Origin of the sequence: Rothia uropygialis, assembly GCF_004137765.1 — a bacterium.
In the GTDB taxonomy this organism is placed as follows: Bacteria; Actinomycetota; Actinomycetes; order Actinomycetales; family Micrococcaceae; genus Rothia.
In genome coordinates this window covers 296,007-317,875 of the sequence record NZ_NOIS01000001.1, presented here as the reverse complement: position 1 = coordinate 317,875, position 21,869 = coordinate 296,007, and the positions used below count along the sequence as shown (strand labels likewise).

16 protein-coding genes are annotated in these 21,869 nt (G+C 61.2%); 10 read left to right on the top strand and 6 right to left on the bottom strand.

What is annotated here, in order from left to right:
• Positions 1-238 precede the first annotated feature (238 nt).
• A complete protein-coding gene (locus EWV35_RS01440; protein ID WP_129657503.1) occupies positions 239-790 on the top strand; it encodes a Fur family transcriptional regulator in 552 nt (183 codons plus the stop codon).
• Positions 791-839: 49 nt separating this feature from the next.
• Positions 840-2,339 carry a catalase gene (locus tag EWV35_RS01435; protein ID WP_129657501.1) on the top strand — a complete coding sequence of 500 codons (1,500 nt, stop codon included), beginning with the start codon at positions 840-842 and terminating at the stop codon, positions 2,337-2,339.
• A 115-nt stretch (positions 2,340-2,454) separates the two neighbouring features.
• Here EWV35_RS01435 and EWV35_RS01430 read toward each other — a convergent pair whose 3' ends face one another.
• Positions 2,455-3,897 (bottom strand): SseB family protein, encoded by a 1,443-nt coding sequence (locus EWV35_RS01430; protein ID WP_129657499.1) that lies wholly within the window; start codon positions 3,895-3,897, stop codon positions 2,455-2,457.
• Between the two features lie 126 nt (positions 3,898-4,023).
• On the opposite strand from EWV35_RS01430, the gene EWV35_RS01425 reads away from it, so the two are divergent.
• Positions 4,024-5,388 carry a DUF6882 domain-containing protein gene (locus EWV35_RS01425; RefSeq protein WP_129657497.1) on the top strand — a complete coding sequence of 455 codons (1,365 nt, stop codon included), beginning with the start codon at positions 4,024-4,026 and terminating at the stop codon, positions 5,386-5,388.
• Positions 5,389-5,591: 203 nt separating this feature from the next.
• On the opposite strand, the gene EWV35_RS01420 is transcribed toward EWV35_RS01425, so the two are convergent.
• Entirely contained in the window at positions 5,592-6,233 is a 642-nt protein-coding gene (locus EWV35_RS01420; RefSeq protein ID WP_129657495.1) for a TetR/AcrR family transcriptional regulator, read from the bottom strand.
• Positions 6,234-6,350: 117 nt separating this feature from the next.
• Here EWV35_RS01420 and EWV35_RS01415 point away from each other — a divergent pair, with 117 nt between their 5' ends.
• The 3 genes from EWV35_RS01415 (at position 6,351) to EWV35_RS01405 (ending at position 9,602) form a co-directional block, all read left to right on the top strand.
• Positions 6,351-8,087: a CocE/NonD family hydrolase gene (locus EWV35_RS01415; protein WP_129657493.1), complete on the top strand. Its 1,737-nt coding sequence runs from the start codon at positions 6,351-6,353 to the stop codon at positions 8,085-8,087.
• Between the two features lie 121 nt (positions 8,088-8,208).
• A complete protein-coding gene (locus EWV35_RS01410; protein ID WP_129657490.1) occupies positions 8,209-8,910 on the top strand; it encodes a hypothetical protein in 702 nt (233 codons plus the stop codon).
• Between the two features lie 170 nt (positions 8,911-9,080).
• Positions 9,081-9,602, top strand: coding sequence for a nuclear transport factor 2 family protein (locus EWV35_RS01405; protein WP_129657489.1), 522 nt, complete (start codon positions 9,081-9,083; stop codon positions 9,600-9,602).
• A gap of 470 nt (positions 9,603-10,072) precedes the next feature.
• On the opposite strand, the gene EWV35_RS01400 is transcribed toward EWV35_RS01405, so the two are convergent.
• The 3 genes from EWV35_RS01400 to EWV35_RS01390 all read right to left on the bottom strand — a co-directional run bounded on the left by EWV35_RS01400 (position 10,073) and on the right by EWV35_RS01390 (position 13,255).
• On the bottom strand, positions 10,073-11,080 hold the full coding sequence (locus EWV35_RS01400; RefSeq protein WP_129658230.1) for a polyprenyl synthetase family protein: 1,008 nt from the start codon (positions 11,078-11,080) through the stop codon (positions 10,073-10,075).
• A 134-nt stretch (positions 11,081-11,214) separates the two neighbouring features.
• Positions 11,215-12,549, bottom strand: coding sequence for a geranylgeranyl reductase family protein (locus EWV35_RS01395; RefSeq protein ID WP_129657487.1), 1,335 nt, complete (start codon positions 12,547-12,549; stop codon positions 11,215-11,217).
• A gap of 4 nt (positions 12,550-12,553) precedes the next feature.
• Complete coding sequence (locus EWV35_RS01390) at positions 12,554-13,255, bottom strand: demethylmenaquinone methyltransferase (protein WP_129657485.1); 702 nt, start codon at positions 13,253-13,255, stop codon at positions 12,554-12,556.
• Positions 13,256-13,365: 110 nt separating this feature from the next.
• Here EWV35_RS01390 and EWV35_RS01385 point away from each other — a divergent pair, with 110 nt between their 5' ends.
• The 4 genes from EWV35_RS01385 to EWV35_RS01370 all read left to right on the top strand — a co-directional run bounded on the left by EWV35_RS01385 (position 13,366) and on the right by EWV35_RS01370 (position 19,885).
• Entirely contained in the window at positions 13,366-14,058 is a 693-nt protein-coding gene (locus tag EWV35_RS01385; RefSeq protein ID WP_129657483.1) for a TetR/AcrR family transcriptional regulator, read from the top strand.
• Entirely contained in the window at positions 14,039-16,570 is a 2,532-nt protein-coding gene (locus tag EWV35_RS01380) for an MMPL family transporter (protein ID WP_129657481.1), read from the top strand. Before EWV35_RS01385 ends, EWV35_RS01380 begins: the two co-directional genes overlap by 20 nt.
• Positions 16,571-16,640: 70 nt before the next feature.
• Positions 16,641-17,366: a TetR/AcrR family transcriptional regulator gene (locus EWV35_RS01375; protein WP_165168280.1), complete on the top strand. Its 726-nt coding sequence runs from the start codon at positions 16,641-16,643 to the stop codon at positions 17,364-17,366.
• Positions 17,367-17,395: 29 nt separating this feature from the next.
• Positions 17,396-19,885, top strand: coding sequence for an MMPL family transporter (locus EWV35_RS01370; RefSeq protein WP_129657477.1), 2,490 nt, complete (start codon positions 17,396-17,398; stop codon positions 19,883-19,885).
• Between the two features lie 98 nt (positions 19,886-19,983).
• Here the strand turns inward: EWV35_RS01370 and menD are convergent, their stop codons facing one another.
• A complete protein-coding gene (gene menD / locus EWV35_RS01365; RefSeq protein WP_129657475.1) occupies positions 19,984-21,753 on the bottom strand; it encodes a 2-succinyl-5-enolpyruvyl-6-hydroxy-3-cyclohexene-1-carboxylic-acid synthase in 1,770 nt (589 codons plus the stop codon).
• Positions 21,754-21,869 lie beyond the last annotated feature (116 nt).

Sequence of the window (21,869 nt, the reverse complement as noted above, 5' to 3'; positions counted from 1 at the left end):
CGCGCATCTCCTTGCGTGGCCGTGGGTTCTGGCGCGCTGAGCCCTGGGCGCAATATCCGCCCAGGGACTCGAGATGGTTCAACTGTAAAGCACTTCGCGCCCTGAAACGACTGTGTTTTCCAAAGGCCAACCGGACGGCTTGCCAAATCCGGACTTGGCTTGGGCACACGTGAACACGATGATTTTCCACAGGGAATTCTTATTGTGAGCGACTCAAAATAACGCTAGACTGAGGAACATGACAACGGTTCAGCCAAATACCAGCAACGCGCCCGAGGGCACCCCCCTCGACCATTTGCGCGCCGAGTGGTCCGGTGAACTCCGTTCCCATGGTCGGCGGGTTACCAAGCAACGCCTGGCGGTGCTGTCCGCGGTCCACCAGAACCAGCATTCCCCCGCGGAGGACATCGTCGAATACGTGCGGGGCGAATTGCCGAATATCACGGTCCAGTCCGTATACGTCGTTTTGGCGGACCTCACGGAGATCGAATTACTGCGGAAATTCCAGCCGCCCAGCACACCTGCGCTATACGAAACGCGAGCATCGGACAACCATCACCACGCCCTGTGCGTGGTCTGCGGTCGCGTCGAGGACGTGGACTGCGCAGTCGGCGAAGCGCCTTGTCTGGCTCCAAGCGATGCCCACGGTATGACGATCATCGCCGCCGACGTCGTCTACCGCGGAATCTGCGCCGATTGTCAATCCGAAAGGGCCGAAACCAATGCGAACGGTCCCCACTCTGCGGCATCGGCCGCGAGTCCACATCTGTCCGGGCTCACCACTCACTGAGTCCGGCAATCACCACACAACCACGCACATCAAAAGAAGGAGATCACAGATGACTGAGTTCGTTTCGAACCAGAGCACCACGGATCCGACGAAGCCCTCGACCACCGAGTCGGGCGCACCTCGCGAGTCCGATGCCAATTCATTGTCATTGGGCCCCAACGGGCCTCTGATGCTGCACGATGTCGCCCTCGTCGAGAAGCTCGCACGCTTTGACCGGGAGCGTGTTCCGGAACGCAGCCCCCACGCCAAGGGTTCGGGTGCTTTCGGTGAACTCGAGATCACCGAGGACATCAGCCGCTACACCAAGGCGAAGTTCCTGCAGAAGGGTGCCAAGACGCCGATGCTGGCTCGCTTCTCCACAGTGGCCGGCGAGCTCGGCTCGCCGGATACGTGGCGAGACGTCCGCGGCTTTGCACTGAAGTTCTACACCGAAGACGGCAACTTCGACATGGTCGGCAACAACACCCCGGTGTTCTTCGTCCGCGATCCCATGAAGTTCCCCGACTTCATTCACTCGCAGAAGCGCACCCCGGACTCCGGGCTGCGCAGCGCAAACATGCAGTGGGACTTCTGGAGCCTCTCCCCCGAGTCGGCCCACCAGGTCGCCTACCTCATGGGTGACCGTGGCTTGCCGCGCAGCTGGCGCCACATGAACGGCTATTCGTCCCACACATACATGCTGGTCAACGAATCCGGCGAGAAATTCTGGGTCAAGTACCACTTCCTCACCGAGCAGGGTGTGGAGAACATGACCAACGAAGAAGCCGAGGAGCTCGCTGGCTCCGATGGTGACTACCATCGTCGTGATCTCTTCGACGCGATCACACGCGGCGACTACCCCTCATGGCGCGTCGAGATTCAGATCATGCCGTACGAGGACGCCAAGACCTACCGGTTCAACCCCTTCGATCTGACCAAGATCTGGTCGCAGAAGGACTACCCGCGCATCCCCGTCGGCCGTTTCACCCTGACCCGCAATCCGCGGAACCACTTCGCGGAGATCGAGCAGGCCGCCTTCAGCCCCTCGAACACGGTTCCGGGAACAGGCGTATCCCCCGACAAGATGCTGTTGGGGCGCGTGTTCTCCTACCCGGATGCACAGCGCAACCGCATCGGAACCAACTTCAACCAGTTGCCGGTCAACGCTCCCCTCGTGAGCACCAATTCGTACGACAAGGAAGGCCAGATGGAGTACCACCACAGTGGTGACGCTCCGGTCTATGCCCCGAACTCCTACGGTCGCGCGTATCAGGACGAGCAGGGCCCGGTGGACAATGGCTGGGAATCCGACGGCGAGCTCGTTCGGGCCGCCTACACTCTCCACTCGGAGGATGATGATTTCGGCCAGGCACACACCTTGGTCCGCGAGGTCTACGACGAGGGCGCACGCGAGCGCCTGATCGAGACCGTCGCAGGAATGCTCGGTGATTGCGAGGAACCGGTTCTCTCCAACGCCATCCAGTACTGGAAGAACATCGATCAGGAAGTCGGCGGACGCATCGAGTCCGCGGTCAAGCATAACGAGGGCGACGACGTCCCCGGCGCATAATGACGCGATGCCTCTGAGCGCGGCCTGAACCGCCCGAAGACGAAGCGGGGCTTCCCACCACAGGGTGGGAAGCCCCGCTTCTTCGTGGTCACGGGCGTCGTCTCCCGGAGAAAACCTAGGAGCTCTTGGCCCGCAACTTCTCCTGGAGCCCCGCGATCTCCAGCAGTTCCTTGACCTGTGCGATCGGTAAGCGTGCGCTGGGGCCAAAGGCGTTGATCATAACCTCGGTCGCTCCGGACTCCACCGCGAGTCTCATGGCATCGAGGGCCGGGATCGAGCGCACCTGCAGACGAGGGTCGAGGGCGGCGACTTCGGGAGCGGAAGTAAATAACAGGAACGTATGAGGGTCTTCGTCTCCCTCGGTCTGGGCGAAGACGGGATGCAGGCCCTGATCGTTCTGCCTCATCCCCAGGAGCAAGACGGATGCAGGTCCCATGAAGGACCCGATGAGTTGCTGCATTTTCTTGCCCAACAGAGCATTCTTAGCGGCATCGTTGCGTGGTGTGTTCATGGCCCATTCGACCTGGGGGCCTTCGATACGGCAAGAGTCCGGCGCGTTGGGTTCGACAATGATGTCCGAGAGGGTCTCGTCGGCGACGAAATTCTGCAGAACGGACACGCCTGGTTCTCTCCTGAGAACCAGGTCTTCGGCGTTTCGACCCGATCCGGAGATGACTCGGCGGGCGGTTTCCTCACGAAGGTACACGGCCAGTGAACGTCTGCCGTCATTGCCGAGAACCGCTTGGACACGGACCTGGGATCCGGGGCCGACTTGCTCGCCGTTGGGTCCGGGGACCAAATCTGACCCGGATATGTCCAGGAGGACCTCACCTCCCATGAGGCACCGCAGAACGTTGGCGATCGTCTGTTCCGTCGGCTTTCGTGCGAAATGGGACAGAGCCCGCTCCACCTGAGGGTTCACGGCCTCACTCGGCCGCTCAGACGCAGAGAACTCGTCCTCGTGGAACTGCGAGGCCACAGATGGTGTCTGTTCGTGACCAGAAGTCTCGGCGGCCGGGGCGGCCTGGTCCTCGGGCAGAAATCCTCGTGTTCGCTCAACCATCCATTTCGGTAGGTTGATTCGGTCACGGGGAAAAGTTTCCCAATCACTCACAAGATCCTCTGCGGCCAGCGGCGACTCCTGGCCCCAGGTATCCGGCTCCTCGTCGAAGTTGAGGTCCGTCCCTACTTGGTATTCGGGGTCCGGCCACCCCTCCGCCTGGATAATGAGGCTCGCCGACAACCAAGCACCTTGCGCCCGCGTATAAGTTGCTTCGCGAAGTTCACGCAAGATCGGGACCACTGTCGAGTCTTCGTCGACCAGACCGGTAGACCCGGTCACTTCTCGCTCTCCGCGAAGTTCAGTAATGCGGATGAGGTAGGAGCCTGGCTCCCGACGCGAAGGCTTCAGATCCGCGATGAGTTGATCCCAGCCGGGTTCGGTCTTGGTCGAAGACAGCAACCAGTGCCCCAAGCGGTTGACCGCTTCCCCGGTGCGTCGTTGCCGTTCCGCCTCAGGCAGTTCCTCCGCCGCGTGGTTGTGGGCTGTACTTGGCATGCAATGTTCCTTAGCTGGTCAAGTGCCGCGTCGCCGTCCTGTGGCGACCTTTTCTGATCCGAGCCTACACAGTCGAGTCGGGCTCATGAGGCCGCGGCACTGGCGTTTACTTGCTAGCCTGTTTTCATGACGAAAACTCTGCAGGACTTGATTGACGAATCGATCTTCATCTCCACCGAATATCAGGCTCGGCTCGCCGAGCTCAGCGGCAATTCCGACTGGTCGGTGGATTTCTCTGCCCCGTCATTCACTCTTGAGTCCGACCCCTCGGTATCTCTGAGTCCCTATCTGCTCGGCACCGAGTCCGAGCAGCGCGGCTCGTGGATCTGGTCCTGGCAAGAGCTGGGGCATTTCCCCGACGTCGTCGTGACCTCGGCCGTCCAGGCCCGTGAGGCCGGTGAGCATTTGGGAGTTCAGGAGCTGACCACCGACGAATTGGTTCTTTCGGAAGGGCTTGCTCGCCGGCTGACTCTGGCCGCCAAGGCCGTCACCGGTGTATTCGCCCACTACCCGGCCGTTGCCGGCGGCGGCGTGCGCGCCTGGCTGCTGGTCGACGGCCCAGAGCTCGAATTGCCCGATCCCACGGTCAACCGTATGGGCCGGGTCATGGCCGAGGCACTTCAGACCAATACCGCTGTCCACCACCAACGCGCGGTCGACTCCTACGCACGCCTTCGCGGCGCTCACATCTCGTGGGATACGGAAGCGTGCGCCGTGATCACAGCCACCGATGGTGCCTTGCGCCTGTGGTTTGACGAGAACAAGATCTCCGGAATCGAGCCGGCCGAACCCGCCGTCGGCCAACGTGAACTGGACCGTGCGGCGCAGGAAGCCGACCAGCATCGCCAAGCTCTTCGAGACGAAGCGCGTCGCGCGCTCAAGATTGCACAGCGCGAATCCGAGCAACAGCGTCGGGCTCGTGAAGAGGCAGAGGCGCAACGCGTTGCGGCCACGGAAGCAGCGGTTGCCCCGGGGGCCGAACAGCAGCCCGCAGTGTCTCTGGCGGACACTGAAGGCGTCGAACGTACGCACCCCGAAGGCCGGGACCTGCCCTTCGATCAGGAACCCCGTGAGAATGCCGAGCCGGGCCTCGTCTCGACACACGTGGTCACGGAGGAAGAGACCCCCGAGCCGGCCGTTTCCCCGCAGGTCAGCCAGGATGAAGCGGTCACCGATACACACCCGATCGTCGAGGAGCCCGCCGAATCCGAGCCTTCTGAGGCACAGGATGAGCAGGGTCAGCCATCCGCGCTGGAGCGTCTGCGTGCCGAACAGGCGCAGAACGAAACCGCCCGTGTGGCCCCCAGCGCACCTCACGAGGAGAAAGGATCGGAACAGACACAGACCGGTTTGACCGCTTCCTCGGAGATTCCCTCCACAGGCGAGGAACGCGTATCGGACCGCCGCGACGTCGAACCCGACGAGTCCCAAGACCAAGAAGATCAGGGGGCCAAGAAAAAGGGCTTCTTCAGTCGCTTCTTCGGTCTGTAGAACACATCGGGCGGTGACGATCCGGAATCGGTTCGTCACCGCCCTCACATGCACCCGGTCTCACCGAATGCCGCGACCAACACAACTTTGGTCCCTCCCCCCCCCCCCCCCCCCCCCCCCCCCCCCCGGGTGAGCGGCCACAGCTCGTTGATGGTATTCCTCGCACGTCGCGGGCCTGCCTGCGGGTGACCGTAAACTTCAGCTCATGCCCGCTGGGCTTCCGCGGAGGAATCGTCTGAGCCTTCCACAAGAATGGACTGGATCGCAGGGCCAACCATCGCGACGATCGATTCGTGATCGGCAGTGGCCAACGTCGGAACGCCAATGATCCGACGGCTGGTAATAATGCCGACCAGCATGGCAGAGGCCATACCTGCTCGCAGCGCCCGGTCCTGACTGTCTTCCCTCCTTGCTCCGCGCTCGAGTCGGGACTGGATGAATTCCCGCAATTGAGCCTTCGCGTGTTCATTCACGATTGCCCCTCGGAGCATGGCCATCAGCGGTTCGGATTCCTCAGCCGGTCCTTCCCAGGCCCTGAGGTATGTGCGGACGACCCGTTCCCCAAGCTGCCCGTCCGGTCCATCGAATGCCGTATCGAATCGGTCGAGTGCGGATGCGGGGACGTCCATGACGGCGGCGAAAAGGCCGTCTTTTGAACCGAAGAACTGCATCACCTGCGAGGGGTCGACCCCGGCATCTGCAGCAACGTTTCGAATGGTGGTCGAGGCATATCCGTCATGCGCGAAGCGCGCTTTCGCAGCGGCGAGTACAGCCGCGCGAGTGTTGCTGGGGCCGGGACGCCGCCCGATGCGCGGCGACTGCTCATTCTTGTGCTGGATTGTCATAACCAAAACCTATCGTGAGCGCACCCCATTCTCAACAGGTGTTGAGTTTTAGAGGGGGCACTCGTAGGCTCGAGGCAACAGCGAGATCACACAGGCTTTGGCACGAAGGAGATCACGATGACCGATCAGAAGATGTACATGCCCTCCCACCCCCTTCCTGAACAGCGGACGGGGTCTTTGACGCCTTTCGATCCGGGTACACGGACTTTCGAAGCGGGGTTCCAGATTGCTCCACAGTTCAAGCCGTTGCCGGTCGACATCGTCTTGGACAAGGACGTCGCCGTCCAGTTGCGCGACGGCACAACCCTCTATGTCGATGTATTCCGCCCGGCCGGCACCGAACCGGTACCCGTGATCGTCGCCTGGAGCCCGTATGGCAAGGGCCAGGGCACCTCCCCCAGCGTGACGGGCGTGTTCGGAATGGTTGGCCTGGACAACGCGAAGGTCTCCGGGTTGGAGAAGTTCGAAGCACCAGATCCGGCCTACTGGTGTTCTAAGGGCTATGCGGTGTGCAACCCTGACATACGGGGCGTGGTGGACTCGGAAGGGGACAGCGTCATCTGGGACCGCCAGGAAGGGCGCGACTGCTATGACGTGATCGAGTGGCTCGCGGAACAGGAGTGGTGCTCGGGCAAGGTCGGGATGAGCGGTACCTCCTACCTTGCTGTCTCGCAGTGGTTCACCGCCGCCGAGCAGCCGCCGCACCTCGTCGCGATCAATCCGTGGGAAGGTGTCAGCGATGTCTATCGCGACCTGGTGATGCGCGGTGGAATGCCTGATACCGGCTTCGCTGAGCAGCTTCAAGAAGGAAGTTTCTTCGGGAAGAACCAGAAGGAGGATCTCCTCTCCGAGGTCGAGCGCTACCCTCTGATGACAGACCTCTGGGAGAACAAGATTCCGGAGTTCGAGAAGATCACCGTACCCGCGTACGTCGTGGCCAGCTATTCGAATACCCTGCATACCGCCGGGACCTTCCGTGCGTGGCGACGGATTGCATCCGAGGAGAAATGGCTTCGAATCCATAATGGTCAGGAGTGGCCCGATTACTATGACAAAGCGAATGTCGAGGATTTGCGTCGATTTTTCGACCATTTCCTGAAAGACGAGAACAATGGATGGGAGCGGACGCCTCGCGTGCGGTACTCCGTACTCGATCTCGAGGGCGGAGACCAAGTCAGGATTCCTGCGCAGTCGTTCCCGCCTGAGGGCGTCGAATCGAAGAAGTACTATCTCGACGGTCGTACACGGACGCTGACGACTGCCGCCCCGGCAGAAGCGGTCGAAGCCTCATATGCGGTGGACGCGAATCCGAACGCGGTGTCCTTCATCACGCGATTCGAAAAGGAAACGACGCTGGTCGGATACCCGAAGGCTCATCTCTACGTCGAAGCTCGTGGCGCTGAGGACATGGATCTGTTCGTCCTCGTACAGAAGCTGGACCGATTCGGTACACCGTTGCAGGCGTTCACGGTTCCGAACCAGAGTGCGATGGCCCATGATCTTACCGACCATGGCGCAACAATCCTCCGGTACAAGGGTTCCGATGGGCGACTTCGTGTCTCGGCACGGCATCTCGACGAAACGCTGTCGACTGTCGATGTGCCCGTGCACAGTTTCGACCGCATTGAGAAGCTCTCTGCGGGCGAGGTGGTAGAGGTTGAGATCGACCTGTTGCCGATCGGTCTGGCGTTCTATCCGGGCGAGCAATTGCGCTTTGTCGTGAGTTCCCGGAACTTGCTCGGTACGATGATGCCCGCGATCCGTGAGTATGTCGGCACCAATGAAGGACAGCATGTCCTGCACACCGGGGGCAATCGACCGTCTTACCTGCAGTTGCCTGTCCGAAACAGCTGACACGAAACCAAAGCCGCCGGCACGAGAAGACGCACAGCATTTTTCTCGTGCCGGCGACAGCAACCGACTGTAGAAAAGCAGCCGCCGAAACCCACCCGTATGCACTGGGAGCACGACCCTGATGAATTTTGACCTGCCCACAACCGCCCCGCGCATCACCGAACCGAGAGTTCACCTGTCCGGTCAGGACAGCGACCGAAGCATCGACGAATTCGAGCGGTTCTCCGCACGGCGGGCCCTGGGGCTCATGAAACGAAAGCTCGGTCGAGAGCGTGTGCTGGAGCTCCTGAGCGAAGAGATCGCGGCGGGTGAGGCATTCCTGCGAAACCACCTTCAGCGGTCGGAGGGTGAGGAAACCACCGGAACGACGACGTTGCGCGCCCACGGCATCACGGCTGCGGAGTTCGGCATCTGGCTCGCTGGCGCTTTTGCCCGCGAGGATGTCATGATCGCTGGCCACCCCGAGCACTACTCGATCCACGCGGAACCCGGCCAGAACGTCAACATCGTAGAGACCCTCGACGAGTACGTCTGTTCGTTCTTCATGCGTCCGTGGAATGACAGCGTCATTCAAGGCCAGGAGTTGCCTGGTCTCGCCGAGGAACGTCCGGCCGAGCGCCGGTCACACATCCTCCTCGCCGACGGGACCGTGATCGGTTCGATCGCGAACGCGTTCGAGGAAGAGCCAGACGGGTTCACCGCGAGACTGTCCGTCACGCTGCCCTCGACGTGCGCGCCCGACGTGATCGAACAACATCTCGAGCACTTCGCCGTCGAGTTCCGCTTCTGGATCTTGCAGGCAGCAGCCGATCTGGCCGCCTGAGCCCTTTCCCGGCAGATAATGATACGAGCACGAGCTGACTGGAACCGACCGATACAGGTGCGGATGATGGCGGATTTCGCTGGTGTCCGATTCCGAGAGGTCACGCCTGGCGCAGTGGCCTACTCATACTGGCATCGCCCCCCCCTCGAAGCTCTGAAGGAGACAATGACATGACTGACAACGACAAGGCAGCAATCGTCGAGGTGCTGAACCTCTACGCCCTCGCACTCGACGCACACCAATGGCACCTGTTCGACCGGGTGTTTACCGAAGACGTCAGCGCAGATTTCGGGCCTGCTGGGGCCGAATGGACCGGACTGGAGAATTTCAAGAAGTCCTTCGCTGAGTTCCATGACCGGCTCGACAGCCATCAGCACACGATGATGGGCCAGCTGGTCCATGTGAAAGGTGATATGGCCTACGCGTTCAGCTACGGGAACTGGCTCCTCATTCGAGCTGACGCCGAGGGAGGCCCAAGCTGGGTGGGCAATGGTTGGTACGACGACGTGTTGGTCCGTACTTCAAGGGGGTGGCGTATTCAGAAGCGCGTTTGTCGGCTGTTGGACTGGACGGGAAATCCTGCCGTCCCGGAGCCGCACAAGGAACACCAACCGGATATGGACACCAATTCCCTTCACCAGTTCGCGGAGGCGAAGCAGGTCAGCTTCCTGGAAGCTCTCGAAGAGAAATAGACGAGCACGATTGGCTCCTGCACCCAGTGCTCGATACATGGCCGGCCGATCCATGTGGTGCCGCCGGGGCAATGCTCGCAGGCGTAAGTCCTCCTTCAGGACCAATGGCAGTAGGGCACGAATCAACACGAGGAATCCCGCCAGCATGACAGTGACGGTCATGTTCTGCCATGCGATCAAAACTGCATTGGGGCTCCGATCGGGATGACGGCCACAGAGCCGGCCGCGATCCAACAGCCGTCATACGGTGATTGTCGGTCTTCTACGAGGCCACAATGCCTCTGACCCCTACCCGCGCCCCGCGCGCGGTCGAGAGACATGGAAGGCCAGGCAGCCGCTGTATTGCTGTCTACATTGGCTGAACCGTCATGCATTCCGAAGCCCATTCCACAGCACCGAAAACAGCGAAATTCACAACAATGAGTAATGCGGTTCGTAGGGCCACGGACGGAAAACCCGCAAGGAACCGGTCAAGATTCCCGGTGCACTACGGCTTCTGCGAAGGACTTGAGAGCTTGCTTCACGGTTGTATCAGGCAGAGAATTCAAAGCACCGATGGCGTCGTCGGCCCATCTGTAAGCGATGTCCCAGGCCATGTTCGTGGCGGGGTGCGCACCCAGCGCCTCAACGGCTCGGGCCAGCGCCTCGTCCGAGCTGAGGTCGGCATCCATGAGGTCCACCACACGCTGTGCTTCCTCATCCCCATCCGAAGCGGATTTGCGGACCAGAATCGACGGAAGAGTCGGAACCCCTTCGCGAAGGTCAGTTCCGGGTGTCTTCCCGGAGGATTGGTGGGAAGCAGTGACATCGATGACGTCGTCGGCAAGCTGGAAAGCGACCCCGACCAATTCGCCGTAACGAATCAGGGTTTGCACGGTTTCCTCGCTGGCACCTGCCAAATGTGATCCGTACTCGCAAGCGGCCGCGATCAACGAACCGGTCTTGCCTTCAATGACCTTGATGTAATGAGCCAGTTGGTCTTCGTCCGGCTTCGCCCCGGCCGTCTCGTACAGTTGCCCGAGCACCAGCCTTTCGAAAGTCTTGGCCTGGACCGCCAGGGCCCTGGCCCCGAGGTCGGAGACGATCAGTGAAGCCCGCGAGAAAATCAGGTCGCCGGTAAGAATCGCGACGGAGTTTCCCCAAATCATGTGTGCGGCGTCCGCCCCGCGACGTTTGGTGGCGTCGTCCATGACGTCGTCGTGGTACAGAGTTGCCAAGTGTGTCAGTTCAGTGACGACCGCGGCCTCGATGGCGTCGTCATTGATGCCCCCCGAGATCTCCGCGGCCAAAAGCGTCAGGAGCGGCCGTACCCGCTTTCCTCCGGCTTCGAGGAGATGACGGGAAGCGACGTCGGCCAAGGCATCCGTATAGTGGACGGCCCGATCAAGACGTTCTTCGACTTCGCCGAGGCTACGAAGAATCTTAGGACCAAGAATCTCGTCACGAGCGATCAGCTCAAATCCAGACGGCAATTGCATGTCCTCATACCCCGCGAGGGCTTGCGCGAAAGCGCTCTCGGGCTGGTCGTCATGCTGTCCGGGATGTGTATCAGTCACGGGCTTAACACTAACCGTTTCTCTCGGGGCCAAAGGCCGTTGGCTGCGGACGGGATTCACCGGGTCGATGTCGCCGGGGTCAGGGATTCCACTAGGTGAACCACCCTGTCTGCCAGGTGCCGCGGATCCTGGGGAGTCAGGTCCGCCATGACGCCCACGACGATTTTCATCAGGGCGGGCCATCGCATACCCAGCGACACCGACGCCTTCATGAGCACGGGATGGCCTATCAACTCGGCACAAGCACGGCCCAAGGTGAAGTGCGAACCCCAAGTCTGGCGGATGATGTCCGGATATCGGTTCAGGATCAGCTCTCGCTGCGCCGGACCGTTGGCCGTGGCCGCATCCTCAATGATCCCCGAGGCGATTCGAGCCGACTGCATTGCGTTGGCAATGCCTTCTCCGTTGAAGGGAGAGACCATGCCCCCCGCATCGCCCAGCAGCATCAGTCCCGGGACATAGTTCGGGGTGCGGTTGAAAGCCATGGGCAGCGCCGCCCCAAGGACTCGCCCCGTCCGGTGCTCCGGATCAAGGGTCCATTCATCGGGCATGGCGCCGGTCCAGTCCGAGAGAACTTGGCGGTAGTCCAATTTCCCGAATTGCTGGGAAGTGTTCAGGATGCCGAGACCGACATTCGCAGTGCCGTCGCCGACGCCGAAAATCCAACCGTAGCCAGGAAGCAACTCTGGTTTGCCGGAGGACCCGCTGCGATCGCCTTCGAGTTCGAGCCAGCCCTCCATCCAATCGAGATCCCCGAGCGGGGAGTCGTAGTACGCGCGAACGGCGACTCCCATGGGCCGGTCGTCACGCTTTGCGAGTCCGGCGGAGACTGCGGCTCGTGTCGAGTTGCCGTCCGCAGCCAGCACGAGGTCTGCGTAGAACTCCCGCGTCTGGCTGGTTCTGCGTCCTCGCTCGTCGTGAAGCTGCGCTCGGATACCGACAATACGGTCCGGGTCGCTCAGAATGCCTGAGGAGACTCCTTCCGGAACCGACTCCAGTTCCTGGGCACGAATGACCTCGTGGCCTGCGTGCCCTTCCAGGACGACGGCCCCCGCCGCCCGAGCGTGTTCCGCCAGCTCTTCGTCGAAGCCATAGCGTGTGCGAACCAGCCCGTAACCGGGGGTGTCGCCGGCGGATTCGAACGGTACCTCTATGCTCCGGCCGGAGGCTCGAAGGCGCAATCCCTTCTGCAGGTGATAGCCCTGCGCCGTGCCGTGAGGCAAGTGCATGAGATTCATCTCCCGGACCGCGAGGGGCGTCAGCCCATCGCCACAGACCTTTTCCCGGGGAAACCGCGTCTTTTCGAGGACGGTCACCTCGTGACCTGCTTGCCCAAGCCAATATGCGGCCGTGGCCCCGGCGGGGCCCGACCCGACGACGAGTATCTTCATGTGCCTAAGCCTTGAAACCCCTATGAAGTGCCACGATCCCACCGGTCAGGTTGCGATACTGAACCCCATGCCAGCCCGCTTCCGCGACGGCCGAGGCAAGTTGTTCCTGGGCCGGCCAATCACGAATGGTCTCGGCCAGATAGGTATAGGACTCTGGGTTGGAAGAGAAGATGCTTGCGGCAGGGGGAAGCGCTCGCATCAAGTATTCCTGGTAGATCCTACGGAACGGCGGCCACGTGGGCGTAGAGAATTCACAGATGACGAGCGTTCCGCCGGATTTGGTCACGCGATACAGTTCGCGGAGGGCTTTGGGATATTCGGCGACGTTGCGCAGGCCGAACGACATCGTCACGGTATCGAATTCTGCGTCCTCGAACGGCAGATCCGTGACGTCGGCACGGACGAAGTCGATCTCGGGGTGACGACGGCGCCCTTCGGCCAACATGCCCTCGGAAAGGTCCGCGGCGACGACGTCGAGCCCGGCTTCTGCATACGGAACGGATGAGGCGCCGGTTCCAGCCGCCATATCCAGGATTCGCTGACCGGGTGCGGGCTCTGCGGCTTTGACCGTGGCCTTTCTCCATCCACGGTCCTGCCCCAAGGAGAGCAGTGTGTTCATGAGGTCGTATTTCGGTGCGACCCCGTCGAACATCGCGGAGACTTCCTCGGACTTCTTATCAAGATCAGCTCGGTTCACACTGTCCATTCTGTCAGACGGCAGGGCGCCCCAGAACCGGGCCTGTGGAAATGAGCCGCAATACATAATGTGGCTTCGTTTCATTGCACCCAGTGCACAGACTCTTCTAAGCTCATCCCATGTCTATCGTCCCTCCGCGCGTTCAGCCTGCGTCGACCCGTGGCGCCACGCAAGATCGCCGGAGCCTGGTGCGCGAACAGAATCGACACGCGATCGCCGCGGCGGCCGCCGCGCTCGTTCGTCGCGAAGGACCGCAGAGCCTGAACGTGGATGAGCTCGCTGCACGGGCCGGGGTTTCTCGCAGAACGGTGTTCAATCATTTCTCCTCGATCGAAGAAGCTGCGTTCGCCCAGATCAACGACGACTTCGATCAGCTCGCGGATGGGTTCCGGATCAGCCCGGGGCACAATGAGGAGTCCATGGCCTCCCATGTCACCCACGCCTTCACAGAATTCGTACTGCGTCCCGAAGTACTTGAGAACATACGGGAGAGCGTCAGCACGGCCAGCCAGATGGTGAACTACCAGGGATTGACAACGTGGGGGCAGTCCTCGATGCAACGCATGATCAACCGTTTGATCGAGATCGTTCGCGGGGCATATCCATCTGTTCCTGCCATGCGCGTCCACATCCTCTGCCGGGTACTGCTCGACACCATCTGCGTGGCACTGCACGAAGCGCTCGGCGATGATGGCCTGAGTTCGACAACCGCAGAGACGCAAGACAAGGTCCGCGAAGCTCTCGAATACCTGACGACCATTTCATTCGATTCCGTCCTGAAGGGACCCGCCCATGGCATCGCTGCTTTATAAGATCGGACGCTTCTGTGCCCGAAAGGCCTGGCTCGTGCTTGTGGTGTGGCTCGTTGCCCTCGCCGCCGCAGGCGGCAGCTTCGCCGCTTTCGGTGGCCAGCTCAGCAACGCTTTTTCCCTGCCCGGTTCGGAAACGGAACGGTTGCAGAACCTCCTGAAGGACAAAGTCCCTGAAGCCAGCCACGGCATGGGACAGGCCGTCGTCTCCACCAAAGATGGCAAACCATTCACGGACGCACAAAAAGCCGAGCTGGCCAATGCATTATCGGATGCCGGCAAGGTCGACGGTGTCGCATCGACGACCGACCCCTTCCAGACGCAAAGCTCGCTCAAGGATTCGAAATCCCAGCTCGACGATGCAGCCCGCAAGATTGAGGGCGCGTGGCGGCAATTGGGCGACGGGCAGAAGCAACTCGACGACGGGTACCAGCAGCTGAGCCAGGGCCAGACGAAGCTGGACGAGGCCGCGAAACAAGCCTCGGGGTCCCCTGATCCGGAATCCGCCCAGGAGCAATTGAAATCGGAACAGCAGAAGCTGGATGACCAGCGCAAAACATTGGACGGCAAAAAGGACGAACTCGACAAGAGCCGAGATCAGCTCCAGGACCAGCAGCGGGAGTACGACCGCAATCTGAAACTCTTCAAGCTGTCCGAATCGGCGGCCATGGTTTCCCAGGACGGTTCGACCGCCATCGCATCAATTTCCTTCGACGAAACCGAACAGAACATCAGCCAAGAAACCAAGGATTCGCTGCGACAAACCATCGATGATGCCGGGATCCAGGGCGTAGACATCAACTACAGCCAGTCCATCGCCCAGGATTTGGGCGCCTTGGCCGGACCCTCGGAGATCATCGGCGTCGTGATTGCACTCGTGGTCCTGCTGATCATGCTGGGTACCGTCATTGCCGCGGGTCTCCCCCTTGTCACCGCTCTGATCGGGGTGGGCATCGGCGTCCTGACCACCATGGCCCTCTCCTCGGTCATCGAGATCCAGCAGATCACACCGATGCTCGGGCTCATGCTCGGGCTTGCCGTCGGAATCGACTACTCCCTGTTCATCCTCAACCGGCACCGCGTCAACCTCCGGGAGGGCCACGCACTCTCCCAATCCATCGCGATGGCCAATGGAACCAGCGGAAATGCTGTCGTGTTCGCGGGCACGACGGTCATCGTCGCTTTATTGGCCCTGAACGTCGTCGGAATTCCTTTCCTGGGCATCATGGGCACGACCGCAGCCATGTGCGTGCTGATCGCGGTCCTCGTGTCCGTGACGCTGACCCCGGCCCTTCTGGGGATCATCAAGTTGCATGTTCTGAACAAGAACGAAAGGGCCGCCTACAACGGACATGCGGGGAAACACGTTCATCTCAAACGGATCGACGAGCCGCGCGGCTGGGCCAAAACGGTCACGCGCCGCCCCGTCCTCGTCATTTTGGGTGCCATTGTCGTACTAGGAATCATTGCGATTCCCACGGCCTCGATGCGGCTCGGCCTCCCGGATGCCTCGACCGAGTCCGTGGATTCGACCGACTACAAGGCGTACAAGCAGGTTGAGGACAAATTCGGCGCCGGGGCCAATGGCACCATCCTCGTAGTGGCCGAACTGCCCTCAGACACTGATGAGACCGCCGCCCAAGAGCTTCAGGTCAATTTGGCCGAGAAGATCCAAGGTCAAGACGACGTCAAAACCGTGGTCCCGGGTCCCATCGCAAAGGACAAATCCGTGGAAGTCTTTCAGGTAACGCCTGACGAAGGGCCCGCCGCCGAATCCACCGAGAAGCTCGTCAACAGTTTGCGCGATCTCTCCTCGGACACCGAGGCCCAGGATCACGTCACGTTGGGCGTGACCGGCCAGACCGGTGGAAACATCGACATTTCCCAGATCCTCTCGAAAGCGCTTCCGGGATACATCGGAATAGTGCTCGGCCTGTCGTTTCTGATCATGGTGTTGGTCTTCCGGTCCATTCTGGTTCCTTTCATTGCGACGCTTGGTTTCCTGTTCTCGCTGCTGGCGTCGTTCGGCGGTGTCGTAGCGATCTACCAGTGGGGTTGGCTCGGGCAGATTTTCCAGGTTCACGATGCTTCGATCGTGCTTTCGTTCCTGCCAACCCTGGCCGTGGGCATCCTGTTCGGGCTGGCCATGGACTACCAGATGTTCTTGGTCTCCGGAATGCGCGAGGCATATGCCCACGGGGCGCCAGCCCGCAAGGCCGTCATTATGGGATACAACCAATCGGCTCGCGTTGTCGTGGCGGCGGCGATCATCATGTTCAGCGTGTTCGGCGGGTTCGTATTCTCCGAACTGACTATGATCCGCCCCATCGGCTTCGGCTTGGCCTTCGGCGTACTCCTCGATGCCTTTGTGATTCGTATGACCCTGATCCCCGCAGCGATGCATCTGCTCGGCGAAGCGGCGTGGTGGATGCCTCGCTGGCTCGAGAAGATCCTGCCGAATGTCGACGTGGAGGGCGCTTCCCTCGAACGGAAGCCCCAAGAAGACCGGCAGTAGCGGGTGGACGTGGCCAATGACACACGAGGACTCGTTGATCCTCAAAAGAATTTGCAATTACTGTAAATACATGAGTACTTCGACCTTGCCCACCGGTGACCGCCGCCATGCCCGGCGTGAGGCCACTCGCAAGGCGATTCTCGATGCCGCGGAGGCCATCGTGCTCGAGGATGGGTTCGAGGCGCTCAAATCACGGACACTGGCCGAGCGGGCAGGAATCTCCGAAAGATCCCTCTTCAACCATTTCCCCAACCTTCACGAAGTCATTCTGGCCAGAGTCAGCTCATACCTCGTCCAGCTCTTGGACGAACCGGGAATTCCTGCGAGGTTGCCCGTGCCGGAAATTCCCGAGGCGCTGGATCGGAAGTTCCGCGAGAGCTTCGATCGCCCCGGTGCCGACGAACTCTTCGCAAGATTCTTGGCGCTGAGCATGCGCCTGAGTCCGGACATGCTCGACGTGTTGGGCCAACACATCCTGCGAACTCTGGCCAGCGTCGCCGAACAGCTCATGGAAACCCTCGCCGACAACTACCCCTCCCTGGATTTCGAACAGAGCGTCAAAATCCAGATGTATGTCTTCAACCTGACCACGGGCATAGCCTTCGGTCTCCTCCACGGCGTCAACCGGTTGGGCATTCTGGACGCCGGCCGATCCGGGCCGTGCTCAACCGGCAAGGCCCATTTCACTCAAACCATTCAGGGATCCGAGCCTATCGATCTGCTCACCCTGGAAGTCCTGCGCGAAGACCTCAACTGGGCCTTCGCGCAGGTGGCCAATGGCCGTCCTCGCATCTGACACTGAACCATCAACCATCGAGAGAAGTCATGGCAAAACTCCTATACCGTATCGGCGGATTCGCCGCGCGCAAGGCATGGGTGATCATCAGTCTGTGGATTGTGATCCTCCTGGCTTTGGGCGGGTCATACGCCGCGTTCAAGGGGGATCTGAGCTCCAACGTCACGATCCCTGGCACCAAGTCCCAAGAGCTCCAGGACGAGCTGAGCGACAAATTCGATCTCAACGCGAACGCCGGTTCGGGCCAGGCCGTTGTCAAAACCGGAGACGGCTCTGCGATTTCCGACGACCAGAAGCAAGCCCTCGCCAGCGCTCTCCAGAAAGTCGGAAAGGTCGACGGCGTCGAGTCGACGACCAACCCGTTCGACGAGCAGAAGCAGATCGACCAGGGCAAGGCTCAGCTCCAGCAAGCCGCCCCTCAGATCGAAGACGGCCAGAAGAAACTCGACGACGGTCAGAAGCAGATCGACGATGGACGCTCGAAGCTCAAATCTTCCAACGCGCCGTCAGATGCCTATAAGGAGATTGACGACAAGCAGAAGGAACTGGACGCACAGAAGTCACAGTTCGAGCAGAAGAAGACCGAGTTCGACCAGAACAAGGCCAAAATCGACATGTCGAGCCAGTACTCGTCCGTCTCGGACAACGAGTCGGCGGCCCTGGCCAGCATCAGCTTCAAGGATGAGATCAACTCGGTCTCCCCGGACACGCTTTCCGAGGTGCGTTCGGACCTTGCCGACGCCGACCTCAAGGGCCTCGACGTCCAATTCGATCAGAATCTCGAGGGCCAGCCCGATATGAAGCCCACGGCCGAGATCATCGGCGTCATCGTGGCCTTCATCATTCTGCTCATCATGATGGGCACATTCATCGCCGCCGGGCTGCCGATTCTCATGGCCCTCGTCGGCGTGGGCGCGGCGATGCTCGGCACGTTCTCGCTATCGGGCCTCATCGAAATGAACTCCACGACGCCGGCCCTCGGCTCGATGCTGGGTCTTGCGGTCGGCATCGACTACTCGCTGTTCATCATCAACAGACACCGCAACAACCTGGTGCGAGGCATCGGCATTAAGGACTCGGTTGCGCTGGCGACGGGCACCAGCGGCAACGCGGTGGTCTTCGCCGGCACCACGGTCATCATCGCCTTGCTTGCGCTCAACGTCGTAGGGATTCCGTTCCTGTCGGTGATGGGCAATGTCGCCGCGGCGTCGGTCCTTTTGGCCGTCGTGGTGGCCGTGACTCTGACGCCGGCTATGCTCGGGCTCATCGGGCGAAGGATCATCACCAAGAAGCGGTGGCAGACGATACAACGTCGTGCTCGGCTCAGGGAGAATGCCCAGGCCGAAAACCTGGTCGGTGACGGGCAGCTTCAGGACCGTGCCCATAAGGCGCACCGGGAACACGAGTCTTCGCCGCACGGGTGGCTGAAATTCGTCACCAAGCGTCCTGTCGTCACCGCCATCGTCTCGGCCCTGGTGCTGATCATCATCGCCATCCCGATGACTCAGATCCGACTGGGCCTGCCCGATGCCACGAGCTCCAGCCCTGATTCCGGCGCTTACAAGAGTTACAAGACCATCGAGGAGCAGTTCGGCGCGGGCCGGAACAGCACCATGGTTGCGGCCGCTCAGCTTCCGGGGGGAACCACCGCGGATCAGGCCAAGCAATTGCAGATCGACGTCGGACAGGATCTGCAGAAGCAGGACAACGTGGAGACCGTGGTGCCCGCCGCGATTTCCAAGGACAACAGCATGGTCATGTACCAGATCGTTCCGAAGGACGGACCCAGCGACGTCTCGACCAATGATTTGGTGAACGACCTGCGTGACCTCAAGGTTCACACCGACGACGGAGACGTGACCTTCGGCGTGGCTGGACAGACGGCAATGAATATCGACATTTCCGAGAAGCTGTTCAAGGTTCTGCCCATTTACCTGGCCATCGTCTTGGGCCTCTCGCTGCTCGTGCTGATCCTGGTCTTCCGTTCGATCCTCGTTCCGTTGACGGCGACCCTAGGGTTCCTGTTCTCGCTCTTGGCTTCGTTCGGCGCGACGGTCGCGGTATTCCAGTGGGGATGGCTCGGATCCCTCTTCGGGGTCACCGACCCCGGCCCGATTCTCAGTTTCCTACCGATTCTTGCGGTCGGTATCCTCTTCGGACTCGCCATGGATTATCAAGTCTTCCTGGTCTCGTCGATGCGCGAGGCATACAGCCACGGGCGCGGCGGCAAGAAGTCGGTCATCATCGGCTTCAATCACAGTGCCAAGGTCGTCCTGGCCGCCGCACTGATCATGGCCGGGGTGTTCCTCGGCTTCGTCTTCAGCGGCGAGGCCATGATCGCCTCGATCGGCTTCTCCCTGGCAGCGGGCGTGCTGTTCGACGCTTTCGTCGTTCGCATGACGCTCATCCCCGCCCTCATGTACCTCATGGGCTCGAAGGCGTGGTGGCTGCCGCGTTGGGTCGACAAGATCCTGCCGGACGTCGACGTCGAGGGCGCTTCACTGGAGCGCAAGGACTAGGAGCGTTCGAGCCGAGTACGGGGGCGTTTGTCTGCCGGGCGCGGGGTTATTCCCCCGCGTACGGTCGACAAACGCCCCCGTTGTCGTACGACCCAGGATCAGACGCACTCTTTCCAGAGGACACGCTCGTCGGCAAGTCCTTCGCGTGTGCCTCGGACCTCGATCAAGGTGATACCGCGGACCGGAGAAGACAGGGCGCGCCCCAGCGCTTCGGCGTCGTCCGCGCGGACATAACGGTGATGATGTACGGCAGCGAGCCTTTCGAGGTCCGCCGCCTGCGGTGTCCCGAAGAAACGTTCCACGGCGCCCGACCACCCCTCATCCCGGGCCACGTTGCCGTGCTCGAGGGTCGAAAAAATCCCGCCGCCCGCGTCGTTGAACACGATGATCTGCAGATCGGGCACGGTTTCCCCCAGCCCGATGAGCAAGGATCCGGAATCGTGAAGGAGCGTCAGGTCTCCCAGGAGTAGGCGGACCGGCCCTCGCTCGGCCAGCGCGATACCGCTTGCCGTTGCCACAGTGCCGTCGATACCGGCAAGCCCGCGGTTCGCGTAGACTGCCGCTTCACGGTCCACACTCTCGTCGATGGGGGCAAGGTCGAGATCACGGATGAGGTTGGATGACCCGCAGACGAGAGTTATCCCGTCCCTGTCGGTCGCTTCCCTCACCAAACGAGCAACCCCAGGCCCGTTGAGAACGCCGTTGTGAGCTTCGGCATGCGAGAAGAGACTATTAAGGGACCGGTCGAGGCGGTGGTCTTCGCTTCTCCACTGTTCGAGCCAGGAGGCTGCGCAACGCCCCGCGAAGTTCCGGGCCTCCTCGAGGGTCTGTACAGGACGTTCCGGACGCCGGTCGGGCCGGGCCCACGCCACGGGACGAGGCAGATAGATGATCGACTCGATGTCCTGGCGATGGAGAAGGCTGTCCACGGACCGGGACAAGGTCGGGCGCCCGAAGAGGACCACACGCTCAATGACTTTCCCGAGTTTGCCGTCAAGGAGCAATTGGTATGTGCCCAGAGCATTTGGACCGCCTCGGGCGCCCGAAGAAGGTTCTGCCAACAACGGAGCTCCCACAGTTTCCGCAAAAAGCCTGGCGACGGGGCCGGCTCCGTCTCCTGCGACCACTACGGTACGTCTGGTGGGCTCCTCCCGTGACCCATCGGCTGCGTCCTCGCCGAGGGCATCGGCGACCGTCCGGTCAACGAGCCGAGGTGCGACCGGTTTGCGCACATCAGCCAACGACGAGGCCCACGCACGCAAGGTTTCGCGCATCCTCGCATCCGGAGCCAACGGAGCATCGAAGGCGACGTTGATGTGCGCCGGTCCGAGTGGCCTAGACGACGCATCTTCCCAGGATTCGGGGTCGCGCCCGGTCAGAGCGGCAAGGCAATCGGTAAATGCAACCGTCTGCTCCCCCGGCTCCGGTTCCGGGTAGGAGGTGAGGTCGGCCCAGGCGCGCACATGTGTGCTGTAGAGACCCGGTTGCCACGTGGTCTGATTGGCACCGGTATCGCGCAGCCGTGGCGGGCGATCCGCGGAAAGAACCGCAAGAGGGACTTCGGAATGGTTTGCTTCCATCACGGCCGGCAGCAATTCGCCGACGGCAGTGCCCGAGGTCGTCACGACGCCGACCGGCTGCCCCGTGGCTTTGGCAATACCGAGCCCCGTGAACGCGGCAGACCTCTCATCGATTCGGACATGAACCTCAATGACCCCGGCTTCCGAGGCGGCAGCGAGGGCGTACGCCAGGGGTGCAGACCGAGACCCGGGAGCCAGAACTACCTGCCGCATACCGGACCGAAAAAGAGAGTCCAGCACGGAAACCGCGGTAAAGAAAGCGTCTGGCTGGGAGTCTGAAGAAGTCATCCACTTTATTTTACGCCGGACCGGGTCCCATGAAGCCGGGCGCAGAATCACGAGACCACGTGGGGCTCTTTGGAATTTCTAGATGCGAATGATTATCATTTACTTCCAATGAATCC